Here is a 12,114-nt window from a genome sequence, read left to right on the forward strand (position 1 = left end):
ACAAGGATAAACGATAAAGTTTCTCAGGTGCGGACAAGGAGGAGGTTGGCGGGAAAGTTTTCGAACGTCAGAAACGAAAAAACCCGCTTTCGCGGGTTTGATCTGAATTTGGTGCCCAGGAGAAGACTCGAACTTCCACGACCGTAAGGTCACCAGCACCTGAAGCTGGCGTGTCTACCAATTTCACCACCTGGGCATTATCTAACAACGTTGCCGCTGTTGATGGAGCGAACTATACGGAGGGCTTTTTGATCTGTAAACCCCTGATTCAAAAAAATAAATCGAGATTTACGTTAAAAATCAAAGGCCTGAAACGAAAAAACCCGCTTTCGCGGGTTTGATCTGAATTTGGTGCCCAGGAGAAGACTCGAACTTCCACGACCTTGCGATCACCAGCACCTGAAGCTGGCGTGTCTACCAATTTCACCACCTGGGCATTATCCAACAACGTTGCCGTTGTCGATGGCGCGCACTATACGGAGGGCATATTGAGCTGTAAACCCCCGCCATGAAAAAAGCCTGGAAAATTTCGCCAGTGGTCGTGCAAGGTGCCCGTCGGGGGCCGCAAAGCGCTTTTAAAGGCTTGTTGGCGTCTGAAATTTCCCGTTTCAATACGCGTATGCCAAACTAACCCGCATATAGACAAGGTGAAAACTCTCTAATGGCCGATTGGCAGTCCCTCGATCCCGAGGCCGCTCGTGAAGCGGAAAAATATGAAAACCCTATTCCTAGCCGCGAACTGATCCTGGCGCACCTCGCCGATCGTGGTTCGCCTGCTAGCCGCGAGCAGTTGGTTGAAGAGTTCGGTCTGACCACCGAAGACCAACTCGAAGCCCTGCGCCGCCGTTTGCGTGCCATGGAGCGCGACGCTCAACTGATCTACACCCGCCGTGGCACTTACGCGCCTGTGGATAAACTTGACCTGATCCTGGGCCGCATCGCCGGCCACCGTGACGGTTTCGGTTTCCTGATCCCGGACGACGGTAGCGATGACCTGTTCATGAGCCCTGCGCAAATGCGCCTGGTGTTCGATGGCGACCGTGCCCTGGCGCGTGTGTCTGGCCTCGACCGCCGTGGCCGTCGTGAAGGCGTGATCGTCGAAGTGGTATCCCGTGCCCACGAGTCCATCGTGGGTCGTTACTTCGAAGAAGGCGGCATCGGCTTTGTGGTGCCGGATAACCCGAAGGTCCAGCAGGAAGTGCTGATCACCCCAGGCCGCAATGGCGCCGCCAAGGTCGGTCAGTTCGTCGAGGTGAAGATCACCCACTGGCCCACCGCGCGTTTCCAGCCACAGGGCGATATCGTCGAAGTGGTCGGCAACTACATGGCGCCGGGCATGGAAATCGACGTTGCGCTGCGCACCTACGATATTCCTCACGTCTGGCCTGAGGCTGTGCTGAAAGAAGCCGGTAAGCTCAAGCCAGAAGTGGAAGAGAAAGACAAAGAGAAACGCATCGACCTGCGTCACCTGCCGTTCGTCACCATCGACGGCGAAGACGCTCGCGACTTCGACGATGCGGTCTATTGCGAAGCCAAGCCCGGCAAGCTGCGCCTGTTCTCCGGCGGCTGGAAGTTGTTCGTCGCGATTGCCGACGTCTCCAGCTACGTGAAGATCGGTTCGGCCCTGGATGCCGAAGCCCAGGTGCGCGGCAACTCGGTGTACTTCCCCGAGCGCGTGATCCCGATGCTGCCTGAGCAGCTGTCCAACGGCCTGTGCTCCCTGAACCCGAAAGTCGACCGTTTGGCCATGGTGTGCGAGATGACCATCTCGAAAACCGGCGAAATGACCGACTACCAGTTCTACGAAGCGGTGATCCACTCCCAGGCGCGCCTGACCTACAACAAGGTCAGCACCATCCTGGAAACGCCGAAGACCAGCGAAGCCAAGGCGCTGCGTACCGAATACGCTGGCGTGGTGCCGCACCTCAAGCAGCTTTATTCGCTGTACAAAGTGCTGCTGGGCGCCCGTCACACCCGTGGCGCGATCGATTTTGAAACCCAGGAAACCCGGATTGTCTTCGGTTCCGAGCGCAAGATCGCCGCAATCACCCCGACCACGCGTAACGATGCCCACAAGCTGATCGAGGAATGCATGCTGGCGGCCAACGTGGCCACTGCTGAATTCCTGCAAAAGCACGAAATTCCTGCGTTGTACCGGGTGCACGACGGCCCGCCGCCGGAGCGCCTGGAGAAACTGCGCGCGTTCCTCGGCGAACTCGGCCTGTCCCTGCACAAAGGCAAGGATGGCCCGACGCCGAAGGATTACCAGGCATTGTTGGCCAGCATCAAGGACCGTCCGGATTACCACGTGATCCAGACCGTGATGCTGCGCTCCCTGAGCCAGGCGGTGTACAGCGCCGACAACCAGGGCCACTTCGGCCTGAATTACGAGGCGTACACCCACTTCACCTCGCCGATTCGTCGTTATCCGGACCTGCTCACGCACCGCGCCATCCGCAGCGTGATCCACTCCAAGCAGAACACCCCGCACGTCAAGCGCGCCGGTGCCATGACCATTCCGAAGGCGCGGATCTATCCGTACGACGAAGCGGCCCTGGAACAGTTGGGCGAGCAGTGCTCCATGAGCGAGCGCCGTGCCGACGAAGCCACCCGCGACGTGGTGAACTGGCTCAAATGCGAGTTCATGAAGGATCGCGTGGGCGAGTCGTTCCCTGGCGTGATCACGGCGGTGACCGGTTTTGGTTTGTTCGTCGAGCTGACCGACATCTACGTCGAAGGCCTGGTGCACGTTACCGCCTTGCCGGGTGACTACTACCACTTCGACCCCGTGCATCACCGCCTGGCGGGCGAGCGCACTGGCCGCAGCTTCCGCTTGGGCGACACCGTGGAAGTGCAGGTCATGCGCGTCGACCTCGACGAGCGCAAGATTGATTTTGGTATGTCCGACAAGCCCGCCGAGGCACCGACCGGTCGCAAGCGAGCGGCGCCGGCTGGCAAAGGCAAAGGTGCTCCTGTCAAGACGGCTGCAGAACCTGCGCCGGCCAAGACTGGCCGCCGTTCGTCGGCCAAGGAAAAGGCGCCTGAAGCCTACCGCCCAAGCGATGCCGCCGCGAAAAACGCCGAATTGCGCAAGAGTCGAGAGTTGAAGCAGCAGTTGCTCAATGAAGCCAAAAGCGGCGGTAAAGCGGCGTCTGGGGGAAAGTCCCGCAGCGCGGAAAATCCGTCGAGCAAGCCAAGTAAACACCGTAAAGGCCCGCCTAAAGCGGGTTCGGCCCCCGCGAAAAGCGGCGGGTCGCGCAAACCTAAGGCCAAGTCATGAGTCTGGAGAAAATCTACGGCGTCCACGCCGTAGAAGCACTGCTGCGTCACCACCCCAAGCGCGTCAAGCAAGTGTGGTTGGCAGAAGGTCGCAGCGAGCCGCGCGTACAGGCGCTGGTTGAGCTGGCCACCCAAAACAAGGTTGCCATCGGCCAGGCCGAGCGTCGCGAGATGGACGCGTGGGTTGAAGGCGTCCATCAGGGCGTGGTCGCGGACGTAAGCCCGAGCCAGGTCTGGGGCGAAGCGATGCTCGACGAGCTGCTCGACCGCACCGAAGGCGCGCCCCTGTTGCTGGTACTGGACGGCGTGACCGACCCGCACAACCTCGGTGCCTGCCTGCGTTCGGCGGATGCTGCTGGTGCGCTGGCGGTGATCGTGCCTAAAGACAAGTCGGCTACCTTGACGCCTGTTGTGCGTAAAGTCGCCTGCGGCGCGGCGGAAGTGATTCCGCTGGTGGCCGTGACCAACCTGGCGCGCACCCTGGAGAAGCTCCAGCAGCGTGGCCTGTGGGTGGTGGGCACGGCGGGGGAGGCCGAGGTCAGCATTTATGACCAGGACCTCACCGGCCCGACCATCTTGATCATGGGGGCGGAAGGCAAGGGCATGCGTCGCCTGACCCGTGAGCATTGCGACTACCTGGTGCATCTGCCGATGGCCGGTAGTGTCAGCAGCCTGAACGTGTCGGTTGCGACTGGTGTGTGCTTGTTTGAAGCCCAGCGTCAGCGTGGTGCCAAGGCCAAGTCGAAGAAGTAATTGATTCAAAATGTGGGAGGGGGCTTGCCCCCGATGGCGGTGTATCAGTCCCCGATGTGGTGACTGAGGCTCTGCTATCGGGGGCAAGCCCCCTCCCACAGTTGTTTTGTGTTTAACCTAAGAGCGTGATTGTTCAAATAATCACCAATCACCTTGCACGCTTCCTCCCCCTTCTCTACAATTGCGCCCCTTGCCTTCCTGGCAGGCACCGATGTGCCTCCCTTCGGCAAGATCCATAAGTGTCATTCACTCCTTGTCTGACCGTTTTTGAGCGGCAGGCTACAACCCGTAAGGAGCATTCATGCGTCATTACGAAATCATCTTTTTGGTCCACCCGGATCAAAGCGAGCAAGTCGGCGGCATGGTTGAGCGTTACACCAAGCTGATCGAAGAAGACGGCGGCAAAATCCACCGTCTGGAAGATTGGGGCCGTCGTCAACTGGCCTACGCAATCAACAATGTTCACAAGGCTCACTACGTGATGCTGAACGTTGAGTGCACTGGCAAGGCCCTGGCCGAGCTGGAAGACAACTTCCGCTACAACGATGCAGTGATCCGTAACCTGGTCATCCGTCGCGAAGAAGCCGTTACCGGCCAATCCGAGATGCTCAAGGCTGAAGAAAACCGCAGTGAGCGCCGTGAGCGTCGCGACCGTCCTGAGCACTCCGACGCCGATGGCGTTGACAGTGATGACAGCGACAACAGCGATAACGCTGACGAGTAATCCACGGACCTTTTAAGGAGCCTATCAAATGGCACGTTTCTTCCGTCGTCGTAAATTCTGCCGCTTCACCGCTGAAGACGTGAAAGAGATCGATTACAAAGATCTCAACACTCTGAAAGCCTACGTATCCGAGACCGGCAAAATCGTTCCAAGCCGTATCACCGGTACCAAAGCACGTTATCAGCGTCAGCTGGCCACCGCTATCAAGCGCGCCCGCTTCCTGGCCCTGCTGGCCTACACCGACAGCCACGGCCGCTGAGACCGGGCAGTCGACAAGTAGTAAGGGATTGAATGCATGCGCGCCTTAGCTGAGTTCATCATGCGCGGTCGTGTGCAGGCCACTCTGGTAGTGGCTGGATGTGCAGCATTGCCGTTGTTGTATTGGTTGGGTGCTGCCGCAGGTTGCCTTGTGCTGCTGCGGCGCGGTTTGCAGGACGCCGTGGGTGTCCTGGCCCTGGGAGTGCTGGCCGCCTTGATCTGGTGGCTGCAACTGGGCGAGCCCAAGGTACTTTTGGTACTGCTGGGATCGTCGAGCCTTGCGTTGGTTTTGCGCGCAAGTGAATCCTGGGCCCGCACGCTGCTGGTCAGCGTGGCATTGGGGTTGGTGTTTTCGTTGTTGATTGACGCGGCTTTCCGCCCGCAAATCGAGGTGCTTGCGCAAGAGATCGCGAAGATCCTGCCGCAGGCCCTCGGGGAACTCTACCAGCAGCTTTCGGTAGATGAGCGAGCGCGTCTTGCAACACTGATCGCACCGGCCCTGATCGGCCTGATGGCGGTAATGATGCAGATCGTCAGCGTGCTGAGCCTGATGCTTGGGCGTTATTGGCAAGCGTTGTTGTACAACCCGGGTGGTTTTGGTCGCGAGTTTCGCAGTATCAGAATCCCCGTGGGCCCGGCGATGTTGCTGCTGGCACTGATGGTTGTCGGACCGTACTTCGGTTCACAGGCAACTTTGTTGGTGCTGTTTTGCAGCGTACCGCTGGTGTTTTCCGGACTGGCCCTGATTCATGGGCTGGTTGCGCGCAAGCGCCTGGCCAAGTTCTGGCTGGTGGGGATGTACGTCACAATGGTGTTGTTCATGCAGCTGATCTATCCGTTACTCGTGGTCTTGGCCATTGTCGACGGCCTGATTGATTTTCGCGGTCGTCTGGCGCCGAAAGACGCCGATAGCGCGAACGGTGAAGGTTAAAAGTTAGAGGATTTTCACATGCAACTGATCCTTCTGGAAAAAGTCGCCAACCTGGGCAACCTGGGCGACAAAGTGAACGTTAAGGCCGGATACGGTCGTAACTACCTGCTGCCATACGGCAAAGCCACCGCTGCAACCGCTGCCAACCTGGCTGCGTTTGAAGAGCGTCGTGCTGAGCTGGAAAAAGCCGCAGCAGACAAAAAAGCTTCGGCCGAAACTCGCGCTGCCCAACTGGCTGAGCTGGAAGTGACTATCACTGCCACCGCCGGTGACGAAGGCAAGCTGTTCGGTTCGATCGGCACCCACGACATCGCTGATGCACTGACCGCCTCCGGCGTTGAAGTGCAGAAGAGCGAAGTTCGTCTGCCGAACGGCACCATCCGCAACGTAGGCGAATTCGACGTAGCCGTGCACCTGCACGCTGAAGTTGAAGCCACCGTACGCGTTGTCGTGGTAGCAGCTTAAGTCGCACCTAACTGACTGGCACCTCGCGTGCCAGGCGGTTAACATCGGGCACGATCCTGTTTACAGGTCGTGCCTTTTGTTTTTCTACACACCCCTAATTCCAAGTGGCCATGAACGATATTTCAGCTCCTGAGCAATACGATCTGCAAACCGCTGCCCTGAAGGTGCCGCCGCATTCCATCGAGGCCGAACAGGCCGTGCTCGGTGGCTTGATGCTGGACAACAACGCCTGGGAGCGCGTGTTGGATCAAGTCTCGGACGGTGATTTCTATCGTCATGACCACCGCCTGATCTTCCGTGCCATCGCCAAGCTGGCCGACCAGAACTCGCCCATCGACGTGGTGACCCTGGCCGAGCAGTTGGACAAGGAAGGCCAGACCTCCCAAGTCGGCGGCCTGGGTTACCTGGGTGAACTGGCGAAAAACACGCCGTCCGTCGCCAACATCAAGGCCTATGCCCAGATCGTTCGCCAGCGCGCTACGCTGCGCCAGTTGATCGGCATCAGCACCGAGATCGCCGACAGCGCCTTCAACCCCGAAGGGCGTACGGCCGAAGAGATTCTCGATGAGGCCGAGCGCCAGATCTTCCAGATCGCCGAAGCCCGCCCGAAAACCGGTGGCCCGGTCGGCGTCAACGAACTGTTGACCAAGGCCATCGACCGCATCGATACCCTGTTCAACACCGATGCGGCCATCACCGGTATTTCCACCGGTTACACCGACCTCGACGAGAAGACCAGCGGCCTGCAGCCGGCTGACTTGATCATCGTCGCCGGCCGTCCCTCCATGGGTAAGACCACCTTCGCGATGAACCTGGTGGAAAACGCCGTGTTGCGCAGCGACAAGACCGTGTTGGTGTACTCCCTGGAGATGCCAGGCGAATCGCTGATCATGCGGATGCTCTCGTCCCTGGGGCGTATCGACCAGACCAAGGTGCGTTCAGGCCAACTGGAAGACGACGATTGGCCACGTCTGACCTCGGCGGTCAACCTGCTCAACGACCGCAAGTTGTTTATCGATGACACCGCGGGCATCAGCCCCTCGGAAATGCGCGCGCGTACCCGCCGTCTGGTGCGTGAGCATGGCGACATCGCCCTGATCATGATCGACTACCTGCAATTGATGCAGATCCCGGGTTCCAGCGGCGACAACCGGACCAACGAGATTTCCGAGATTTCCCGGTCCCTCAAGGCCCTGGCCAAGGAATTCAACTGCCCGGTGGTGGCGTTGTCCCAGCTCAACCGTTCCCTGGAACAACGTCCCAACAAGCGCCCGGTGAACTCCGACTTGCGGGAATCCGGAGCAATCGAGCAGGACGCCGACGTGATTATGTTCGTGTACCGCGACGAGGTGTATCACCCTGAGACCGAGCACAAGGGCATTGCCGAAATCATTATCGGCAAGCAGCGGAACGGGCCGATTGGCTTTATCCGGTTGGCGTTCATTGGTAAGTACACACGCTTTGAGAACCTGGCGCCGGGTAGTTATAACTTCGACGACGACGAGTAGGTCTTCAGGGCCTCATCGGGGGCAAGCCCCCTCCCACATTTGAAGGTATTCGCAATTCAAGTGTGGGAGGGGGCTTGCCCCCGATAGCCTCTCCACAATTCCGACTGCTGCCGTCGGAATTGGTCAAAATTTGTGCTATATTCCGCGCCCGCGATTTTTCATCTCCACACCGGTCACCGTCATGCAAACAGCCAAGCCGTTATTTGACTATCCCAAGTACTGGGCCGAATGTTTCGGTCCAGCGCCATTCCTGCCGATGAGCAGGGAGGAGATGGATCAGCTTGGCTGGGATTCCTGCGACATCATCATCGTCACCGGTGATGCCTACGTTGACCATCCGTCGTTCGGCATGGCGATCATTGGCCGGCTGCTGGAGTCCCAGGGCTTCCGCGTCGGGATCATTGCCCAGCCGAACTGGCAGTCCAAAGACGACTTCATGAAGCTCGGCGAGCCGAACCTGTTCTTCGGCGTCGCGGCCGGCAACATGGACTCCATGATCAACCGCTACACCGCCGACAAAAAGATCCGCTCCGACGACGCCTACACCCCCGGCGGCATGGCCGGCAAACGCCCGGACCGCGCCAGCCTGGTGTACAGCCAGCGCTGCAAGGAAGCCTACAAGCACGTGCCGATCGTACTCGGTGGCATTGAAGCGTCCCTGCGCCGTATCGCCCACTACGACTACTGGCAGGACCGCGTGCGCAACTCGATTCTGATCGACGCCTGCGCCGATATCCTGTTGTACGGCAACGCCGAGCGGGCCATCGTTGAAGTGGCGCAGCGCCTGTCGTGGGGCCACAAGATCGAAGACATCACCGACGTACGCGGCACTGCGTTCATTCGCCGTGACACCCCGGCGGGCTGGTACGAAGTGGACTCCACGCGAATCGACCGTCCGGGCAAGATCGACAAGATCATCAACCCGTACGTGAATACCCAGGACACCCAGGCCTGTGCCATCGAGCAAGAGAAAGGCCCGGTGGATGATCCTGAAGAAGCCAAGGTCGTCCAGATTTTGGCCAGCCCGCGCATGACCCGCGACAAGACCGTGATCCGTCTGCCCTCGGTAGAAAAGGTACGTAATGACGCGGTGCTCTACGCCCACGCCAACCGCGTGTTGCACCTGGAAACCAACCCCGGCAACGCCCGCGCCCTGGTGCAAAAGCACGGTGAAGTGGACGTGTGGTTCAACCCGCCGCCCATTCCCATGACCACCGAAGAAATGGACTACGTGTTCGGCATGCCGTACGCACGTATCCCGCACCCGGCGTACGGCAAGGAAAAGATCCCGGCCTACGACATGATCCGTTTCTCGGTGAACATCATGCGTGGCTGCTTCGGTGGCTGCACCTTCTGTTCGATCACCGAGCACGAAGGCCGCATCATTCAGAACCGTTCCGAAGAGTCGATCATTCGCGAGATCGAAGAGATTCGCGACAAAGTCCCCGGTTTTACTGGTGTGATCTCCGACCTCGGCGGCCCGACCGCGAACATGTACCGTATCGCCTGCAAGAGCCCGGAGATTGAATCCGCGTGCCGCAAGCCGTCGTGTGTGTTCCCCGGCATCTGCCCGAACCTGAACACCGACCATTCGTCGTTGATCCAGTTGTACCGCAGCGCCCGTGCGTTGCCGGGTGTGAAGAAGATCCTGATCGCTTCCGGCCTGCGCTACGACCTCGCCGTGGAATCGCCGGAGTACGTCAAAGAGCTGGTCACCCACCACGTCGGTGGCTACCTCAAGATCGCCCCGGAACACACCGAGGAAGGTCCGCTCAACCAGATGATGAAGCCGGGCATTGGCAGCTATGACAAGTTCAAGCGCATGTTCGAGAAGTACACCAAGGAAGCGGGCAAGGAGCAGTACCTGATTCCTTACTTCATCGCCGCCCACCCGGGCACCACCGATGAAGACATGATGAACCTGGCCCTGTGGCTCAAGGGCAACGGCTTCCGTGCCGACCAGGTGCAGGCGTTCTACCCGTCGCCAATGGCCACCGCCACCGCGATGTACCACTCGGGCAAGAACCCGCTGCGCAAGGTCACCTACAAGAGTGACGCGGTGACCATCGTCAAGAGCGAAGACCAGCGCCGTCTGCACAAGGCGTTCCTGCGCTACCACGACCCGAAAGGCTGGCCGATGCTGCGTGAGGCGCTGACCCGCATGGGCCGTGCCGACCTGATCGGGCCAGGCAAGGATCAACTGATCCCGTTGCACCAGCCGAGCACCGACAGCTACCAGAGCGCCCGTCGCAAGAACTCGACGCCGGCTGGCAGCCATAAGGTCGCCAAGGACACCACCACCAGGATCCTCACCCAGCACACCGGCTTGCCGCCGCGTGGCAGTGACGGCAGCAATCCGTGGGACAAGCGCGAGCAGGCCAAGGCTGCGGCTCAGGCGCGTAACAAGCAGGCGGCCAAGGAGCGTACTGATGCGGCGAAGGGCAAGGGCAAGAAGCCCGCGCGCAAGCCGGTAGTGCCGCGTTGATCGTAGTCTGAATATGCAAAACGCCAGCCTTGTGCTGGCGTTTTGCTTTCTAGGCGGTGGGTGGTCTGTTTGTTAAGGTGGCGGCCATTAGGCCGCCATCGGGGGCAAGTCGAATCGTCGCACCGCCCCTCCCACACTTGACCGAGTTCCAACATGAGAATGCGGTCCACTGTGGGAGGGGGCTTGCCCCCGATAGCGCCAGTCCAGTCACCACCTGATTCAAGGAAGAAGACCCCCATGGGCAACCCCCTGGCCAACATCGGCATGGACTCCAACCGCTCCCAGTTCATGGCGCGCCAGCGCATCGAAAGTGAAATCAACCTGCCGCGGCTGTTCGCCGCCATCGACGCCGACCCCGCAATCGTCGGCGCGGGTGTGGTGTATATCGATGCCAATTTCAACGTGGTCACCCTGCGCGAATTCCAGCCCATCTGCAGCATCGCGCCCAAGCGGGTGATCCTGCGGGAGGCGCAGAAGTACATCGCCCCCACGCAATTCGCCCAACAGGTGCAAGACAACCCGCGTGAGTCGCGATTAGTGGGTGAAGCGGTCAATACCACCTTGTCGTGTGCAGGAGCGGTGATCGGTTGGATTGTCGTGCTCAGTGGTTCCGTCGCGGTCCCGTTTTCGGCGGGGGCCAGTTCGGTGGTCGTGGCGCTCGGCTACACCGCGGCGACAGCCAGCTCGTTGCAGTGTTTTGCCAGCGGCTATCGCACGGTCAATGAAATCCGCAACCCCGCCAAGAACGATCAACTCGACAGCGAGGAGTGGTACCAATACACCATGATTGCGCTGGATGCCGCGTCGTTGGTCGGCGTCGGTGCATCCTCATTGGCGACGCTCAAGTTGGTTCGGCTGAACAAGGCGACCACTGGGAAAAGTGTGCGGGAGGTACTCCGGGGCTTGAATCGCCAGGAGCGCGCCAAGCTGACCAAGGAGCTGTTGAGCATTAGCGACCCGCGCCTGAGTTCGAAAATGATCAAGCTCAAGCAGCTGTCAGGCGAGTTGCCCAAGCGGTTTACGCCCACCGAGGTCAAACATGCGACGGTGACACAGATCAAGGATGCCTTGGGCGCTGTCATCGGTTTTACCGGCAGTGCAGTGTCGGGCAACGTGCGCACGATTGCCGTAGGGTTGTATGAGGAAGCCGAGTGATGAATGAGCTGCCGAGTGTTCGCAGTTTTCTATCGACGTATTTCCCGGTCTTCATGGGGACGATATTCGCGTGCATTTTTACCCTGGTGCTTGCGGTCCCCGTGTTCTTTGATAGCTATATGCCAAACCTGTCCATGGCGGATAACGCCAAGTATTCGTTCCTGGCGGGTATCGCGCTCACGCTGGTCGTTGTGCACTGCAATTTCATGATCGCGCGCGGGCGTCCCCATTGGGCGCGAGTGTTGGTGGGGCTTTTAGGGCTGTGCTTTCTGAGCATGTTGCCCACCCTCAGTGAGCAGCCGAACAAGGTGATGTACGCCTTGAGCTTGTTGCTCCCGTTGCTTGGGTTGTTGCTGCTCAACAGCAAGCGCCACCGTGAAATGCGCCAGAAACTGCTCGAAGTGCGCCATCTGCGTGAAGCCATGCTTGCCCGGCACAAACACCGTTGATAGGTAGGTTCACCGCCTTCCGCCACAAATATGTGCAGCACCTGCACCACGACACCACCGTCAGCGCCGTTTTGGTGCTGTACTGCACCGGGTCCTACGACAAAGCG

Annotated in this window: 10 protein-coding genes and 2 tRNA genes; 10 read left to right on the forward strand and 2 right to left on the reverse strand. The window is 59.5% G+C overall.

Features of this window, described 5'->3' with window-relative positions; all coding sequences use genetic code 11:
* Positions 1–109: 109 nt before the first annotated feature.
* Positions 110–196: transfer RNA gene (locus tag DYL61_RS09565), tRNA-Leu, on the reverse strand.
* Between the two features lie 153 nt (positions 197–349).
* Positions 350–436 (reverse strand) — tRNA-Leu (locus tag DYL61_RS09570).
* A 225-nt stretch (positions 437–661) separates the two neighbouring features.
* Here DYL61_RS09570 and rnr point away from each other — a divergent pair.
* The 10 genes from rnr to DYL61_RS09620 all read left to right on the forward strand — a co-directional run bounded on the left by rnr (position 662) and on the right by DYL61_RS09620 (position 12,007).
* Complete coding sequence (gene rnr, locus DYL61_RS09575) at positions 662–3,280, forward strand: ribonuclease R (protein ID WP_135308136.1); 2,619 nt, start codon at positions 662–664, stop codon at positions 3,278–3,280.
* Complete coding sequence (rlmB, locus tag DYL61_RS09580; protein WP_135308137.1) at positions 3,277–4,032, forward strand: 23S rRNA (guanosine(2251)-2'-O)-methyltransferase RlmB; 756 nt, start codon at positions 3,277–3,279, stop codon at positions 4,030–4,032. The genes rnr and rlmB overlap by 4 nt, the downstream gene beginning before the upstream one ends.
* Positions 4,033–4,333: 301 nt before the next feature.
* Positions 4,334–4,756, forward strand: coding sequence for a 30S ribosomal protein S6 (gene rpsF, locus DYL61_RS09585; protein WP_105695175.1), 423 nt, complete (start codon positions 4,334–4,336; stop codon positions 4,754–4,756).
* Between the two features lie 28 nt (positions 4,757–4,784).
* Positions 4,785–5,015: a 30S ribosomal protein S18 gene (gene rpsR / locus DYL61_RS09590; RefSeq protein ID WP_002551829.1), complete on the forward strand. Its 231-nt coding sequence runs from the start codon at positions 4,785–4,787 to the stop codon at positions 5,013–5,015.
* Positions 5,016–5,051: 36 nt separating this feature from the next.
* The gene (locus DYL61_RS09595; RefSeq protein WP_135308138.1) at positions 5,052–5,945 is read left to right on the forward strand and encodes a YybS family protein; all 894 of its coding nucleotides are present in this window, start codon (positions 5,052–5,054) and stop codon (positions 5,943–5,945) included.
* 18 nt (positions 5,946–5,963) lie between these two features.
* Positions 5,964–6,410: a 50S ribosomal protein L9 gene (gene rplI, locus DYL61_RS09600; protein ID WP_003171376.1), complete on the forward strand. Its 447-nt coding sequence runs from the start codon at positions 5,964–5,966 to the stop codon at positions 6,408–6,410.
* 110 nt (positions 6,411–6,520) lie between these two features.
* A complete protein-coding gene (gene dnaB / locus DYL61_RS09605; protein WP_034095616.1) occupies positions 6,521–7,918 on the forward strand; it encodes a replicative DNA helicase in 1,398 nt (465 codons plus the stop codon).
* A gap of 181 nt (positions 7,919–8,099) precedes the next feature.
* The gene (locus DYL61_RS09610; RefSeq protein ID WP_135308139.1) at positions 8,100–10,403 is read left to right on the forward strand and encodes a YgiQ family radical SAM protein; all 2,304 of its coding nucleotides are present in this window, start codon (positions 8,100–8,102) and stop codon (positions 10,401–10,403) included.
* A 237-nt stretch (positions 10,404–10,640) separates the two neighbouring features.
* Positions 10,641–11,558 carry an Ssp4 family T6SS effector gene (locus tag DYL61_RS09615; RefSeq protein WP_135308140.1) on the forward strand — a complete coding sequence of 306 codons (918 nt, stop codon included), beginning with the start codon at positions 10,641–10,643 and terminating at the stop codon, positions 11,556–11,558.
* Positions 11,558–12,007, forward strand: coding sequence for a hypothetical protein (locus DYL61_RS09620; RefSeq protein ID WP_135308141.1), 450 nt, complete (start codon positions 11,558–11,560; stop codon positions 12,005–12,007). The genes DYL61_RS09615 and DYL61_RS09620 overlap by 1 nt, the downstream gene beginning before the upstream one ends.
* Positions 12,008–12,114: the final 107 nt, after the last annotated feature.

This window comes from Pseudomonas nabeulensis, assembly GCF_004682045.1.
Lineage (GTDB): Bacteria > Pseudomonadota > Gammaproteobacteria > Pseudomonadales > Pseudomonadaceae > Aquipseudomonas > Aquipseudomonas nabeulensis.

Bases quoted from the DNA above. Each gene is read 5' to 3' on its own strand.
- rnr (WP_135308136.1), top strand. From the start codon at position 662: ATGGCCGATTGGCAGTCCCTCGATCCCGAGGCCGCTCGTGAAGCGGAA.
- rlmB (WP_135308137.1), top strand. From the start codon at position 3,277: ATGAGTCTGGAGAAAATCTACGGCGTCCACGCCGTAGAAGCACTGCTG.
- rpsF (WP_105695175.1), top strand. From the start codon at position 4,334: ATGCGTCATTACGAAATCATCTTTTTGGTCCACCCGGATCAAAGCGAG.
- rpsR (WP_002551829.1), top strand. From the start codon at position 4,785: ATGGCACGTTTCTTCCGTCGTCGTAAATTCTGCCGCTTCACCGCTGAA.
- DYL61_RS09595 (WP_135308138.1), top strand. From the start codon at position 5,052: ATGCGCGCCTTAGCTGAGTTCATCATGCGCGGTCGTGTGCAGGCCACT.
- rplI (WP_003171376.1), top strand. From the start codon at position 5,964: ATGCAACTGATCCTTCTGGAAAAAGTCGCCAACCTGGGCAACCTGGGC.
- dnaB (WP_034095616.1), top strand. From the start codon at position 6,521: ATGAACGATATTTCAGCTCCTGAGCAATACGATCTGCAAACCGCTGCC.
- DYL61_RS09610 (WP_135308139.1), top strand. From the start codon at position 8,100: ATGCAAACAGCCAAGCCGTTATTTGACTATCCCAAGTACTGGGCCGAA.
- DYL61_RS09615 (WP_135308140.1), top strand. From the start codon at position 10,641: ATGGGCAACCCCCTGGCCAACATCGGCATGGACTCCAACCGCTCCCAG.
- DYL61_RS09620 (WP_135308141.1), top strand. From the start codon at position 11,558: ATGAATGAGCTGCCGAGTGTTCGCAGTTTTCTATCGACGTATTTCCCG.